Source organism: Bacillus licheniformis DSM 13 = ATCC 14580 (genome assembly GCF_000011645.1).
Lineage (GTDB): Bacteria > Bacillota > Bacilli > Bacillales > Bacillaceae > Bacillus > Bacillus licheniformis.
The window spans coordinates 1,764,862-1,780,025 of record NC_006270.3; the positions used below are offsets into that span (position 1 = coordinate 1,764,862).

15 protein-coding genes are annotated in these 15,164 nt (G+C 49.2%); all 15 read left to right on the forward strand.

Annotated features, from left to right (window positions below; genetic code table 11):
- The first annotated feature begins 7 nt into the window (after positions 1-7).
- Positions 8-910, forward strand: a complete 903-nt coding sequence (sdaAA, locus tag TRNA_RS30445; protein WP_009328529.1) for an L-serine ammonia-lyase, iron-sulfur-dependent, subunit alpha — start codon at positions 8-10, stop codon at positions 908-910.
- On the forward strand, positions 888-2,936 hold the full coding sequence (gene recG, locus TRNA_RS30450) for an ATP-dependent DNA helicase RecG (protein ID WP_009328528.1): 2,049 nt from the start codon (positions 888-890) through the stop codon (positions 2,934-2,936). Before sdaAA ends, recG begins: the two co-directional genes overlap by 23 nt.
- A gap of 116 nt (positions 2,937-3,052) precedes the next feature.
- Positions 3,053-3,619, forward strand: coding sequence for a transcription factor FapR (fapR, locus tag TRNA_RS30455; RefSeq protein ID WP_003181698.1), 567 nt, complete (start codon positions 3,053-3,055; stop codon positions 3,617-3,619).
- 17 nt (positions 3,620-3,636) lie between these two features.
- Entirely contained in the window at positions 3,637-4,629 is a 993-nt protein-coding gene (plsX, locus tag TRNA_RS30460) for a phosphate acyltransferase PlsX (protein WP_003181700.1), read from the forward strand.
- A gap of 17 nt (positions 4,630-4,646) precedes the next feature.
- A complete protein-coding gene (fabD, locus tag TRNA_RS30465) occupies positions 4,647-5,606 on the forward strand; it encodes an ACP S-malonyltransferase (RefSeq protein WP_003181702.1) in 960 nt (319 codons plus the stop codon).
- Complete coding sequence (gene fabG / locus TRNA_RS30470; RefSeq protein WP_003181704.1) at positions 5,593-6,336, forward strand: 3-oxoacyl-[acyl-carrier-protein] reductase; 744 nt, start codon at positions 5,593-5,595, stop codon at positions 6,334-6,336. Before fabD ends, fabG begins: the two co-directional genes overlap by 14 nt.
- A gap of 76 nt (positions 6,337-6,412) precedes the next feature.
- The gene (acpP, locus tag TRNA_RS30475) at positions 6,413-6,646 is read left to right on the forward strand and encodes an acyl carrier protein (RefSeq protein WP_003181706.1); all 234 of its coding nucleotides are present in this window, start codon (positions 6,413-6,415) and stop codon (positions 6,644-6,646) included.
- Positions 6,647-6,787: 141 nt separating this feature from the next.
- Entirely contained in the window at positions 6,788-7,537 is a 750-nt protein-coding gene (rnc, locus tag TRNA_RS30480) for a ribonuclease III (protein WP_009328527.1), read from the forward strand.
- Positions 7,538-7,636: 99 nt separating this feature from the next.
- Positions 7,637-11,197, forward strand: a complete 3,561-nt coding sequence (gene smc / locus TRNA_RS30485) for a chromosome segregation protein SMC (protein ID WP_011197972.1) — start codon at positions 7,637-7,639, stop codon at positions 11,195-11,197.
- Positions 11,198-11,213: 16 nt separating this feature from the next.
- On the forward strand, positions 11,214-12,200 hold the full coding sequence (gene ftsY, locus TRNA_RS30490) for a signal recognition particle-docking protein FtsY (RefSeq protein ID WP_003181713.1): 987 nt from the start codon (positions 11,214-11,216) through the stop codon (positions 12,198-12,200).
- A gap of 133 nt (positions 12,201-12,333) precedes the next feature.
- The gene (locus TRNA_RS30495) at positions 12,334-12,657 is read left to right on the forward strand and encodes a putative DNA-binding protein (protein ID WP_009328526.1); all 324 of its coding nucleotides are present in this window, start codon (positions 12,334-12,336) and stop codon (positions 12,655-12,657) included.
- 15 nt (positions 12,658-12,672) lie between these two features.
- Complete coding sequence (ffh, locus tag TRNA_RS30500) at positions 12,673-14,013, forward strand: signal recognition particle protein (RefSeq protein WP_003181717.1); 1,341 nt, start codon at positions 12,673-12,675, stop codon at positions 14,011-14,013.
- 107 nt (positions 14,014-14,120) lie between these two features.
- Entirely contained in the window at positions 14,121-14,393 is a 273-nt protein-coding gene (gene rpsP / locus TRNA_RS30505; protein ID WP_003181719.1) for a 30S ribosomal protein S16, read from the forward strand.
- Positions 14,393-14,638, forward strand: coding sequence for a KH domain-containing protein (locus TRNA_RS30510; RefSeq protein WP_003181721.1), 246 nt, complete (start codon positions 14,393-14,395; stop codon positions 14,636-14,638). Before rpsP ends, TRNA_RS30510 begins: the two co-directional genes overlap by 1 nt.
- 137 nt (positions 14,639-14,775) lie before the next feature.
- Positions 14,776-15,162 (forward strand): YlqD family protein, encoded by a 387-nt coding sequence (locus TRNA_RS30515; protein ID WP_003181722.1) that lies wholly within the window; start codon positions 14,776-14,778, stop codon positions 15,160-15,162.
- The last annotated feature ends 2 nt before the right edge of the window (positions 15,163-15,164 follow it).

Consider the following 15,164-nt stretch of genomic DNA (forward strand, 5'->3'; position numbering starts at 1 on the left):
AGACGATATGTTTCGAAATGTGAAAGAATTAATTCAACTGACAAAGGAAAAGAACGTGTCCATCTCTGAAATCATGATCACACAGGAGATCGAGGTGACAGGCCGGACGCGGGAAGATATATTCAAGCAGATGGAAGCCAACTTGGCTGTCATGGAAGACGCTGTTCAAAAAGGCATTGAGGGCGTCGTATCGCACTCCGGATTGACGGGCGGAGACGCCGTTAAGCTTCAGGCCTACCTTAAATCGGGCAAAGGGCTGTCAGGGGATGTCATCCTTGACGCTGTCAGCAAAGCGGTAGCGACAAATGAAGTCAACGCTGCGATGGGAACGATTTGCGCAACGCCGACAGCCGGATCGGCCGGCGTTGTCCCGGGGACGCTCTTTGCGGTAAAAGAGAAACTTCACCCGACGAAAGAGCAGATGGTCCGCTTTTTATTTACATCGGGAGCGTTCGGATTCGTCGTTGCCAACAATGCGAGCATTTCGGGAGCCGCCGGAGGCTGTCAGGCTGAAGTCGGATCGGCCTCGGGCATGGCGGCTGCCGCCATCGTCGAAATGGCGGGCGGAACCCCTGAACAGTGCGCCGAAGCGATGGCCATCGCTTTAAAAAACGTACTCGGTCTAGTCTGCGATCCTGTCGCAGGGCTCGTTGAGGTGCCGTGTGTGAAGCGGAACGCGATGGGCGCAGCCAATGCGATGGTCGCGGCTGATATGGCGCTTGCCGGCATTACAAGCCGCATTCCATGCGATGAAGTGATCGATGCGATGTACAAAATCGGACAGACGATGCCGACGGCACTGAGGGAAACAGGCCGGGGCGGTCTTGCCGCAACACCGACGGGCAAAGAATTGGAGAAAAAAATATTCGGAGGAGCGTCAGCTGCACGTGGAACACAATCTGCAACTTAGTATATCTGTTATAAAAGGCGTCGGGACGGAAACGGAAAAAACGTTGAACGAGCTCGGAATCTATACGGTTCTCGATCTTTTAAACTACTTCCCGTACCGATATGACGATTATGAATTGCGCGATTTGGAAGATGTGGCACACGATGAACGAGTGACGGTGGAAGGGAAGGTTCACAGCGAGCCTTCTCTTGCCTATTACGGGAAAAAGCGGAGCCGTCTCACGTTCCGGCTTTTGGTCGGGAACTATTTGATCACAGCGGTTTGCTTTAACAGGCCTTATTTGAAAAAAAAGCTTGCGATCGGCTCGATTGTTACCGTAACCGGAAAATGGGACAAGCACAGACAATCCGTGATGGTGCAAGAGCTGAAAAACGGGCCGCACCAGGGTGATCAGTCGATTGAACCCGTATACTCCGTCAAAGAAAACATCACCGTAAAGACGATGAGGAAATTGATTCAGGAAGCTGTCCGCAGCCATTTGCCGTTTGCCGAAGATCCTCTTCCGGAAAAGCTTCGGACCGCCTACAAACTTCTGTCTTACCAGGAGGCGGTAAAGGCGATGCACAAGCCCGAGTCGAGGGAAGCTTTAAAGCATGCGCGGCGCCGTTTTGTATATGAGGAATTTTTGCTGTTTCAGCTGAAAATGCAGGCTTTGCGAAAGTTCGAGCGGGAAGCGTCCGACGGAATCAGCCACACCTTTCGGCTCGAAGACGTCAATTCGTTTGTCAAAAGCCTTCCGTTTCCTTTGACAAACGCGCAGGCGAAAGCGCTCGACGACATATTAAGGGACATGGCTTCAGGGTATAAAATGAATCGGCTTTTGCAAGGAGACGTCGGTTCAGGCAAAACAGCCGTCGCCGCGATTGCGCTATACGCCTCGCTGCTTTCCGGATTCCAGGGGGCGATGATGGTGCCGACCGAAATACTGGCGGAACAGCACGCCGATTCGCTTGTATCCCTCTTTGAGCAGCACGACGTCAATGTGGCGCTTTTAACAAGCTCTGTGAAAGGGAAAAGGAGAAGAGAGCTTTTAGAAAGATTAAAAGAAGGAGAAATTGATATTTTGGTGGGGACGCACGCCCTTATTCAGGACGATGTCCACTTTAAACAGCTCGGGCTCGTGATCACCGATGAACAGCACCGCTTCGGCGTCGAGCAAAGAAAAAAACTGAGAAGCAAAGGGAAAGATCCCGATGTCTTGTTTATGACGGCGACGCCGATTCCGAGAACACTGGCGATCACGGTTTTCGGGGAAATGGATGTGTCCGTCATCGATGAAATGCCGGCTGGGCGAAAGCGGATCGAGACGTATTGGGTAAAGCACGACATGCTCGAACGGATTCTCGCGTTTATCGATAAAGAACTGAAAAAAGGCAGACAGGCGTATGTGATCTGTCCCTTGATTGAAGAGTCGGACAAGCTCGACGTTCAAAATGCAATTGATGTGCACAGCATGCTGACTCATGCCTTCAGGGGAAGATGGCAGATCGGTCTCATGCACGGAAAGCTGTCAAATGACGAGAAAGAACAGGTAATGAGGCAGTTCAGCAAAAACGAATGCCAGATTCTCGTTTCCACAACCGTCGTTGAAGTCGGGGTAAACGTTCCGAATGCGACGGTCATGCTGATCTATGATGCCGACCGGTTCGGTCTTTCCCAGCTGCATCAGCTTCGCGGCCGGGTCGGACGGGGCGATCACCAGTCGTATTGCATCCTGATGGCAGACCCGAAATCTGAGACGGGAAAAGAGCGCATGAGCATCATGTCTGAGACGACGGACGGCTTTGAGCTTTCTGAAAAAGATCTTGAACTCAGAGGGCCCGGGGACTTTTTCGGCAAGAAACAGAGCGGGATGCCGGAGTTTAAAGTCGCCGACATGGTTCACGACTACCGCGCGCTGGAAACGGCAAGAAGAGACGCTGCAGAACTTGTCTCTTCAAAAGCGTTCTGGACGGATGCCGAATATAAAAGCCTGCGGGAACACTTGCAAAACAGCGGGGTTATGGACGGAGAGAAGCTGAGCTGATCTGAAGTCCAGCTAAAATTTATCGTCGGCGGGTAAAGAAAGATTGCATTCCAATCTATGAAATTATATACTACTATTAGTACCTAGTCATAATTGCGCGGATGGTGTTTAATAACATGAGAAAAAGTAAGAGAGAACGCCAAGAATTGCTGCAGCAGACGATTCGTACGACCCCGTTTATTACGGACGAGGAGTTAGCGGAGAAATTTAACGTCAGCATTCAGACGATTCGCTTGGACCGTTTGGAACTTTCCATACCTGAACTGAGAGAAAGAATCAAAAGTGTTGCCGAGAAGTCTCTTGAAGATGAAGTCAAGTCATTGCCGCTTGACGAGGTCATCGGCGAGATCATTGATTTGGAGCTGGATGAGCACGCGATTTCAATTCTTGAGATCAGAAGGGAGCATGTTTTCAGCCGAAATCAAATCGCCAGGGGGCACCATTTGTTTGCCCAGGCCAACTCGCTCGCCGTCGCCCTCATCGACGATGAGCTCGCATTGACGGCCAAAGCGGACATCCGCTTTACAAGGCAGGTCAAGCAAGGCGAACGGGTCGTTGCAAAAGCGAAAGTCGTGAAGCTTGATAAAGATAAAGGCAGAACGGTTGTTGAAGTGAACAGCTATGTTGCCGAAGAGCCTGTGTTTTCAGGCGAATTTGTCATGTATCGTTCAAAACAATCATAGAAGGTGGCGCGTAAGTCATGAAAATTGCTGTAGATGCCATGGGAGGAGACAATGCTCCCAAAGCGGTTATTGAAGGCGTGATGAAAGCGGTCGAAGATTTTGAAGACCTCGAGATCACGCTGATCGGCGACCGGGAAAAAATAGCCGCCCATTTAACAGAACACGGGCGGATCACCGTCAAACACGCGGAAGAAGTCATCGAAGCGACAGACGAGCCAGTCAGAGCCGTCAGAAGAAAGAAGAATTCATCGATGGTTCTGATGGCCGGAGAAGTCGCCGAAGGCAGGGCTGATGCCTGCATTTCCGCCGGAAACACCGGAGCGCTTATGACGGCCGGGCTCTTTATCGTCGGCCGGATTGAAGGGATTGAAAGGCCTGCGTTGGCACCGACATTGCCGACCGTCTCCGGAGACGGCTTTCTCCTTCTTGATGTCGGAGCGAATGTGGACGCCAAGCCCGAACATCTCGTTCAATACGCCATTATGGGATCTGTTTACGGAGAACAGGTGCTGGGCGTCAAAAATCCGCGCATCGGACTTTTGAACGTCGGAACCGAAGATAAAAAAGGAAATGAGCTTGCCAAGCAGACCTTTCAAAAATTGAAGGAAACCGATTTGAATTTCATCGGCAATGTGGAAGCCCGCGATATGCTGGACGGAGTCGCTGATGTCATCGTCACAGACGGCTTTACCGGTAACGTTGCCTTGAAAACGGTCGAGGGCGCGGCGCTGTCCATTTTTAAAATGCTGAGAACGACGCTGACTTCGAGCTTCACGGCGAAGCTCGCCGCTTCTGCACTGAAGCCGAAGCTGAAAGAAATGAAAACGAAAATGGATTACTCTGAATACGGCGGAGCCGGATTGTTCGGCTTAAAGGCGCCCGTCATCAAAGCGCACGGATCATCTGACGGACGCGCCGTTTATCACGCGATCCGCCAGGCCAGAGAGATGGTCAGCCAAAATGTCGCGGCATTTATCGAAGAAAAAATTCAACAAAAAGCAGATGAATAGTCTGGAGGTTTTAACACATGGGCAAGATTGCTTTTCTATTCCCGGGCCAAGGTTCGCAGCATATCGGCATGGGACACGAATTGTATGAAAAAGAACCGAATGCGAAGAAGATTTTTGAAGAAGCGGATCAAACGCTTGAAACAAAACTGAGCACCCTCATGTTTGAAGGGGATGCAAAGGAACTGACGCTTACATACAACGCGCAGCCAAGCCTTTTAACGGCGAGCATCGCAGCGCTTGAAAAACTGAAGGAATACGGCATTAAAGCCGACTATGCGGCAGGTCACAGCCTCGGCGAATACAGCGCATTGGTCGCTGCCGGCGCCTTGTCGTTTAAAGATGCGGTTTATGCCGTCAGAAAGCGCGGCGAATTCATGAATGAAGCCGTGCCGGCGGGAGAAGGCGCGATGGCGGCCATTCTCGGCATGGACAGCCAGGCGCTGAAAGAAGTGACGGACAAAATTTCCGAAGAAGGAAACCTTGTTCAGCTCGCCAATTTGAACTGCCCTGGGCAAATCGTCATCTCGGGAACAGCTAAAGGCGTGGAGCTCGCTTCAGAGCTTGCGAAAGAAAAGGGCGCAAAACGCGCGATTCCTCTCGAAGTCAGCGGGCCGTTCCATTCTGAGCTGATGAAGCCGGCAGCTGATAAGCTTCGTGAAGTTCTTGATGCGTGCACGATCAACGACGCAGCCATTCCGGTCGTCTCCAACGTAACGGCCGACTTTGTAACGGATAAAGACGACATTAAGAATAAACTGATTGAACAGCTGTATTCCCCTGTACGCTTTGAAGAAACAATCAGCCGCCTGATTGACGAAGGCGTCACGACCTTCATTGAAATCGGTCCCGGAAAGGTTTTGTCAGGGCTTGTGAAGAAAGTGAACCGCAGAGTCAAAACGATTGCTGTATCAGACCCGAACACAATTGAACTTGCCGTTCAAACGTTGAAGGAGGAAAACGAAAATGCTGGAAAATAAAACAGCCGTTGTGACAGGAGCCTCAAGAGGAATCGGCCGCGCGATCGCCCTGGACCTGGCGAAAAACGGAGCAAATGTCGTCGTCAACTACGCGGGAAATGAAGCGAAAGCGAACGAAGTCGTAGACGAAATCAAAGCGCTCGGCCGCGATGCGTTTGCTTTTAAAGCGGACGTTTCCAATGCGGATGAGGTTCAGGCGATGATGAAGGAAGCGGTCGGACGCTTCGGCACGCTTGACATCCTTGTCAACAATGCGGGCATTACTAAAGACAATCTGTTCATGAGAATGAAAGAAGATGAATGGGACGACGTCATTAACATAAACTTAAAAGGTGTGTTCAATTGTTCAAAAGCTGTGACAAGACAGATGATGAAACAAAGAAGCGGCCGGATCATCAATATCACCTCGGTTGTAGGCGTCGTCGGTAACGCCGGGCAGGCCAACTATGTCGCGGCTAAATCAGGCGTGATCGGCTTGACGAAAACGCTGGCAAAAGAACTGGCGTCAAGAAACATCACTGTGAATGCGATCGCTCCGGGATTCATTTCGACGGAAATGACGGACAAGCTGACAAAAGACATTCAAGACGAAATGCTGAAGCAGATTCCGCTTGCGCGGTTCGGCGAGCCGTCTGACATCAGCAGCGCCGTTGTTTTCCTCGCATCTGACCATGCGAGCTACATGACCGGCCAGACGCTGAACATCAACGGCGGAATGGCTATGGTTTAAACGAAATCAAAAATTGAATTATCTCTGGTTTTTTAAAAACGAATCAACTATAATACTTGAGGGGAGGTGAATAGCTATGGCAGACGCATTAGAGCGTGTAACAAAAATCATCGTAGACCGCCTCGGCGTGGATGAAGCTGACGTCACTCTTGAAGCTTCTTTTAAAGAGGATTTAGGCGCTGATTCCCTGGATGTAGTTGAGCTTGTCATGGAACTTGAAGACGAGTTTGATATGGAGATTTCTGACGAAGATGCTGAAAAGATTGCAACAGTCGGTGACGCTGTGAACTACATAAATAGTAAGCAGTAAGCTCATTTAAAGTCCCGTTTAAAGACGGGGCTTTATCCCTTTATAAATGCGGCTTTAATTTTAATGTTTTGCCCAATGATAAACGAACCTGCCTTTTCATAGGAGGTGAGGTGAACTTGATGTGCCCATATGGAGGTTGCTATGTCAAAACATTCACATTTCAGAGACAAAAAAATGTTTCAAAAAAAAGCGGAGCAGTTTAAAAAGTTTCAGGAACGGATTTCGGTTCAATTTCAAAACGAGAAGCTTTTATATCAAGCGTTTACACATTCATCTTATGTGAATGAGCATCGAAAGAAGCCATATGAAGATAATGAGAGGCTTGAATTTTTAGGAGACGCCGTTTTGGAACTGACGATTTCTCAATTTTTATACGCCAAATACCCGGCGATGAGCGAGGGTGATTTGACGAAATTGAGAGCGGCGATCGTATGCGAGCCTTCTTTGGTTTCCCTGGCCCATGAGCTTTCTTTCGGAGAGCTTGTTCTATTGGGAAAAGGAGAGGAAATGACTGGAGGAAGAAAGCGTCCGGCGCTTTTAGCCGATGTGTTTGAAGCTTTTATCGGTGCGCTCTATCTGGATCAGGGGCTCGAAGCCGTCGTGACTTTTCTGAAAGCGTACGTTTTCCCTAAAATCGACGATGGTGCTTTTTCTCATGTGATGGATTTTAAAAGCCAGCTGCAGGAATTTGTACAGCGCGACGGGCGAGGCATACTGGAGTATAAAATCCTTCAGGAAAAAGGACCGGCGCACAACCGCGAATTTGAAGCAAATGTATCGCTAAAAGGAGAAGTACTTGGGGTGGGAAGCGGCCGTTCCAAAAAAGAAGCTGAACAGCATGCCGCTCAAGAAGCGCTCGCGAAGCTGCAAAAACACCATATGAAACAATAAATCCCCCTTGCAAAAACCAGGGGGATTTCAATGTATTTTGAGCCTTTTCCATAGGGTTATGATAGAATTGTAATACTTTAATACATAAGGAGGATCACCATGTTCCTCAAACGTTTAGACGTGATAGGATTTAAATCGTTTGCAGAACGAATTTCTGTAGATTTTGTAAAAGGCGTGACAGCCGTCGTCGGCCCGAACGGCAGCGGAAAAAGCAACATCACCGACGCGATCCGCTGGGTGCTCGGTGAACAGTCCGCCAAATCGCTCAGGGGCGGCAAGATGGAAGATATCATTTTTGCCGGCAGCGACTCGCGGAAAAAGCTGAACCTTGCCGAAGTGACGCTGACGCTTGACAACGATGACCGCTTTTTGCCGATCGATTTTCACGAAGTCAGTGTGACGAGAAGAGTCTACAGATCGGGGGAAAGCGAATTTCTCATCAACAACCAGCCGTGCCGCCTGAAAGATATCATCGATCTTTTTATGGATTCAGGGCTTGGAAAAGAAGCGTTTTCCATCATCAGCCAAGGCAAAGTCGAAGAGATTTTAAGCAGCAAGGCTGAAGAGCGGAGAAGCATCTTCGAAGAAGCGGCCGGCGTATTAAAATACAAAACGAGAAAGAAAAAAGCCGAAAACAAGCTGTTTGAGACACAGGACAATTTGAACCGGGTCGAAGACATCCTCCACGAGCTCGAGGGACAGGTGGAGCCGCTGAAAGTGCAGGCATCGATCGCCAAAGACTACCTTGAAAAGAAGGATGAGCTTGAAAAAATCGAAATCGCGTTAACGGCGTATGACATCGAAGAGCTTCACGGAAAATGGGAAGCCCTTCAGCAAAAAGTCGAAAAGGCGAAAGACGAAGAAATGTCCTCTTCTGCGGCCATCCAGGCAAAAGAAGCCAAAATCGAAGAGGCAAGAGACAAAATTCAAGCGCTCGACGAATCGGTCGATGAGCTTCAGCAAGTGCTGCTTTTGACAAGCGAGGAACTGGAGAAGCTTGAAGGCCGGAAAGAAGTGCTGAAGGAACGCAAAAAAAACGCCACGCAAAACAGAGCTCAGCTTGAAGAAGCGATCGTCCAGCGCAGTGAAAAAGAGCGAACCCTGAAAGAGAAAATCGCCGCGCAGAAGCTTGTGTTTGAAAAGCTCGAGACTGAAGCAAAAGAGCTTGCCCGACAGGTGAAAGAAAAAAATCAGGCTTTATCCGGATACAGCGAAAATGTAGAGGAAGAAATCGAACAGCTGAAAAGCGATTATTTCGAGCTGTTGAACGAACAGGCTTCCGTCCGCAACGAGCTTCAATTTCTTGAAGACCAAATGACCCAATCTGCGGCACAGCAGAAACGGCTCGCACAAAACAATGAAAAATATTTAAGCGAGCGGAAGGAAATCGCCGACCAAAAGATGAAAACCGAACACGAATTCAGCCTCGTGGACGAGCGTCTTCACAGCCAGATTCAAGCATTCAGGGACGCGCAAAAAAGCTATGAACAGAAAAAAAGCCAGTACGAAAAAAAGGAATCCGCCCTTTACCAGGCTTATCAATACGTTCAGCAGGCGCGCTCTAAAAAGGAAATGCTTGAAGCGATGCAGGAGGACTTTTCGGGGTTTTATCAAGGCGTCAAAGAAGTATTAAAGGCCAAGAGCGAGCTTCCGGGAATTCGCGGCGCGATTGCAGAGCTGTTAAAGACGGACGAGCGGTATGAAACAGCGATCGAAATCGCGCTCGGCGCAACAGCACAGCATGTTGTCACAGAAGATGAAGACGCCGCCAGACGGGCGATTCAATATTTGAAAAAGCATTCGTTCGGAAGGGCGACCTTCCTCCCGCTTTCCGTCATCAAAGAGCGCCGCATCCAGCCGAGAGACATCGAGACGGCGAAAGAAAACCCGTCGTTCATCGGCATCGCCAGCGAGCTTGTTTCATTTGATCCGGCCTACCGGAGCGTCGTGCAAAATCTGCTCGGCACCGTGCTGATCACCGAGCATTTAAAGGGCGCCAACGACCTTGCCAAGCGGCTCGGCCACAGATACCGGATCGTCACCCTTGAAGGGGATGTCGTCAATCCGGGCGGTTCCATGACGGGAGGAGCTGTCAAGAAAAAAAGCAGCTCGCTTCTGGGACGAAACAGGGAACTGGAAGCCCAGACAAAACGCCTCGCCGAGATGGAAGAAAAAACCGAATTGCTCGAAAAAGAAGTGAAAGCCCTGAAGCAGACCATTCAGGAGCTTGATGCCAAGCTACAGTCACTTCGGGAGGACGGAGAACGCCTAAGATCCGAGCAGCAGGAAATCAAAGGCCGTCTGTACGAACTCGAAATCGCCGAGAAAAACGTCAACAGCCATTTGGAGCTCTATGACCAGGAAAAATCGGCTCTGCTTGAAGGGGACGAAGACAAGAAGTGGCGTAAAGAAGAGCTTGAAGAAAAGCTCGCATCGATCGCCGGCGAGCTGCAGCGCCTTGATTCCGAAATCGAAGCCATGACGGAGCGGAAACAGACGCAGACCTCGACGAAAGAAGCGTTGCAAAGCGAGCTGACCGATTTGAAAGTGGTGCTGGCGAAAACCGAACAGTCGTGTGCAAACGAACGGGAAAAGCTCGCAAGGCTTGAAGAAGAGTATGCCGAGAATGCGGAAGCGCTCAAGGTGGCCGAAGAGGATCTTTCTTTCTTAACGACAGAGATGTCCTCCAATTCTTCCGGTGAGGAAAAACTTGAAGAAGCTGCGAAAAAGAAGCTGAACGATAAAAATAAAACCGCAGAGCTCATCGCCTCAAGAAGAGAACAGCGGATGAAGCTGCAAAAAGGCCTTGAAACCGAAGAGCTCGAACTGAAAGAAATGAAGCGCCAGTATAAGCAGATGGCCGGTCTCTTAAAAGATGAAGAAGTCAAGCTCGGCCGCATGGAAGTCGAGCTCGACAACCTGCTCTCTTTCCTGCGGGAAGAGTACGGCCTTTCATTTGAAGGGGCAAGGGAAAAATATCCTTTGGAGCTTTCCCCTGAAGAAGCGAGGAAGCGCGTCAAGCTGATCAAGCTTGCGATCGAAGAGCTGGGAACGGTGAACCTTGGCAGCATTGAGGAATTCGAAAGGGTCAATGAACGCTACCTCTTCCTTTCAGAGCAGAAAGACGACCTGCTCGAAGCGAAAAATACGCTCTTTAAGGTCATCGAGGAAATGGATGAGGAAATGACGAAGCGTTTTGCGGAAACATTTGCGCAGATCAGCTCCCATTTTGAAGACGTCTTCCGGGCGCTGTTCGGCGGCGGAAGAGCCGAGCTCAAGCTGACAGATCCGAATGACCTGCTCCAATCGGGCGTCGATATTATCGCCCAGCCTCCGGGCAAAAAGCTGCAGAACCTGAGCCTGCTTTCCGGCGGGGAACGGGCCTTGACGGCGATCGCGCTCCTGTTTTCGATCCTCAAAGTCAGACCGGTTCCGTTCTGCGTGCTGGATGAAGTCGAGGCGGCCCTTGATGAAGCGAACGTGTTCCGCTTTGCCCAATACTTGAAAAAATACAGCCATGAAACCCAGTTCATCGTCATCACCCACCGGAAAGGAACAATGGAAGAAGCCGATGTTCTTTACGGCGTGACGATGCAGGAATCAGGCGTTTCCAAGCTGGTCTCAGTCAAGCTTGAAGAAACAAAAGAATTAGTTCAATAAAGCGAGGTTACAGGACATGAGCTTTTTTAAAAAACTGAAAGAAAAAATCACACAGCAGACCGATTCGGTCTCAGGCAAATTTAAAGAAGGCCTGGCGAAAACGAGAAATACGTTTCAGGAGCGGGTCAATGAGCTTGTCTCCCGCTACCGGAAAGTGGACGAGGATTTTTTTGAAGAGCTTGAAGAGGTTCTGATCGGCGCTGATGTCGGCGTTGCGACTGTTATGGAGCTGATTGACGAGCTGAAGAGCGAGGTCAAGCGAAGAAATATTCAGGACCCGAAAGAGGTGCAGTCCGTCATTTCTGAAAAGCTCGTTGAAATCTATGAAGGCGGGGAGCAGGAAGCATCAGAGCTCCGCGTCGAAGACGGCCGCCTAAACATCATTTTATTCGTCGGCGTCAACGGCGTCGGCAAAACGACGACGATCGGCAAGCTTGCCCATCAATTCATTAAAGAAGGCAAAAATGTCGTTCTTGCTGCCGGAGATACATTCAGGGCCGGCGCGATCGACCAGCTTGAAGTGTGGGGAGAGCGCGTCGGCGCGCATGTCGTCAAACAGGCGGAAGGCTCGGATCCTGCGGCTGTTATCTATGACGCCGTTCAAGCCGCGAAAGCGCGCGGCGCCGATGTCCTGCTTTGCGACACGGCAGGACGCCTGCAAAATAAAGTGAACTTAATGAAAGAGCTAGAAAAGGTAAAGCGCGTGATTCAGCGCGAAGTGCCTGATGCGCCTCATGAAGTGCTGCTCGTACTGGATGCGACGACAGGGCAGAACGCAATGACACAGGCGCGCGAATTTTCCAAAGCGACTGATGTCTCAGGCATCGTGCTGACGAAGCTCGACGGAACGGCAAAAGGCGGCATCGTCCTCGCCATCCGCCATGAGCTGCAGATTCCGGTCAAGTTTGTCGGGCTGGGGGAAAAAATGGATGACCTGCAGCCGTTTGAAGCAGAGTCATATGTATACGGCCTGTTTTCCGATCTGATCGAGAAAGAAGAGTAGGCGCGGAAAACCCCTTTGCGGGGGTTTTCTTTTTTGCCGTCCGGTATGACAAGATAAAAACTTGACAGATCAAATATTTCAGCGTAAACTAGTGTATCGTAAAGGGATTTGACTTAACAAAGGGGAGAGTCTCATGACGCTTGAAAAAACAACGAGAATGAATTACTTATTCGATTTCTATCAGACGTTGTTGACATCAAAACAAAAAAGCTACATGTCGCTTTACTACTTAGACGATTTCTCCCTTGGCGAAATAGCTGAAGAATATCATGTCTCAAGGCAGGCGGTCTATGACAATATCAAACGGACCGAAGCCATGCTTGAGCAATATGAAGAAAAGCTACTTTTGTTTAAAAAATTTCAAGAGCGCAAAAAGATTTTTGAAGCGCTGAGAAAGCTGACTGACGGTCAGCCTGAGGCGGAGTCCCTGATTGATGCGCTTGAGAAATTAGATTAGGAGGCGGCACTTAATATGGCATTCGAAGGATTAGCCGACCGACTGCAGCAAACGATCTCAAAAATCCGCGGAAAAGGAAAGGTAACGGAGCAAGACGTCAAAGAGATGATGCGCGAAGTCCGTTTAGCGCTCCTTGAAGCGGACGTCAATTTTAAAGTCGTGAAAGATTTTGTGAAAAAGGTAAGCGAACGAGCTGTCGGACAAGACGTTATGAAAAGCCTGACGCCCGGACAGCAGGTCATTAAAGTGGTAAAAGAAGAGCTGACGGAGCTGATGGGCGGCGAGGAAAGCAAGATTGCCGCTGCAAAGCGTCCGCCGACCGTCATCATGATGGTCGGTCTGCAAGGGGCCGGTAAAACGACGTCGACCGGAAAGCTTGCCAACCTGCTTCGCAAAAAACATAACCGCAATCCGCTGCTCGTGGCAGCAGACATCTACCGCCCGGCGGCGATCAAACAGCTGGAAACGCTCGGCAAGCAGCTCGATATGCCGGTATTTTCACTGGGTGACAAGGTCAGTCCGGTGGAGATTGCCAAGCAGGCCATCGAAAAGGCGAAAGAAGATCATCACGACTACGTTCTCATCGATACGGCGGGACGCCTTCATATTGATGAAGAGCTGATGGATGAGCTTGAGCAGGTAAAAGAAACCGCTCAGCCGGAAGAGATTTTCCTTGTCGTTGACTCCATGACGGGTCAAGACGCGGTCAATGTTGCCAAAAGCTTTAACGAACAGCTCGGTGTGACAGGTGTCATCTTGACGAAGCTTGACGGCGATACTAGAGGCGGAGCGGCCTTGTCAATCCGCGCCGTGACAAACACGCCGATCAAATTCGCCGGAATGGGCGAAAAGCTTGATGCGCTGGAGCCGTTTCATCCTGAACGGATGGCTTCGCGGATACTCGGAATGGGCGATGTGCTCACCCTTATCGAGAAAGCCCAGGCCAACGTAGACGAAGAAAAGGCGAAGGAACTCGAGCAAAAAATGAAAAATATGAGCTTTACGCTCGACGACTTTTTGGAACAGCTCGGACAGGTCCGCAATATGGGGCCGCTTGAAGACCTGATTCAAATGATGCCCGGCGCAGGCAAAATGAAAGGCTTAAAAAACGTGAAGGTTGATGAAAAACAGCTCAGCCATATCGAAGCGATCATCAAGTCGATGACCGGGAAGGAAAAAGAGCAGCCTGAGATCATCAATGCAAGCAGGCGCAAACGGATTGCTAAAGGAAGCGGGACATCCGTCCAGGAAGTCAACCGTCTTTTAAAGCAATTTGAAGAAATGAAAAAAATGATGAAACAGATGACAAACATGACAAAAGGCAAGAAAAAAGGGTTTAAACTGCCCTTCATGTAAACCTGTTTTCAGATGATAAAAACGTTGTTAAGAAAAAACACTTTACAAACACTTTTATCATTGTTAATATACTATCTTGTTGAAATATTTTCGGAGGTGCTAGTAAAATGGCAGTAAAAATTCGTTTAAAACGTATGGGAGCTAAAAAATCTCCTTTCTATCGTATTGTTGTAGCAGATTCTCGTTCACCGCGTGACGGCCGCTTCATCGAAACAGTCGGAACTTACAACCCGCTTGCAAAACCAGCGGAAGTCAAAATCGACGAAGAGCTTGCGCTTAAATGGCTTCAAACAGGAGCTAAACCGTCTGACACGGTTCGCAACCTGTTCTCAAAAGAAGGCATTATGGAAAAATTCCACAACGCTAAACAAAGCAAATAATGAGTGATCTGCACTTGGAAGAGCTGATTGTATCACTGGTCAAACCGCTTGTGGATCACCCGGATGATGTTCAGGTTTTCAAAGAGGAAAATCCAGAGCGGATTATGTTCCGCCTGTCTGTCAACAGAGAGGATACCGGCAAGATCATCGGCAAAAAAGGGCGCACTGCAAGAGCGATACGCTCTGTCGTATTTGCGGCAGGCGCACAGTCTTCTAAGAAAGTTCAACTTGAGATCGCAGACTAAGGGGAGAGGGTGAAAACCTCCCCCTTTTTTAACATGTAAGAAAAATAGAAACAGATGAACGATTCCGATCGTCAGCTTATGCCAGGCTGCCGGATTTCAGGGAAAGGAAAAATCACGGGACAGTAGGTGATGATGCCATGCAAATTATCCAACGTGTTACCGTCATGCAGGTTTTGACTGAAAACAGCAAAAAAAAGCTGCTGGCTTCTTTTGAAGAAAGAAAGGAAATCCTTGAGCGCGAATGCAACCAGCTCTATTTTCAGCTCAGGAAACACGAAAAGGAACACCACAATCCGGCGGCGACTGAATCATTTAAAAAAGAAATTGAAAAACGACAGGACAAGATTAAAATGATCGTTTTTCAAATCAATCAAATCCACACACTGCCGCTTGGCAGCGAAGTAAAGGAAAAAGAAATCGACGCTTTAATGGACATTGAAGTCGGGGATAATTGGCATGATATGACGGCGGGAAAAACAATCGTGATTAAAGACGGGATCGTCATTGAAATTCGTCCGAGGTGAAG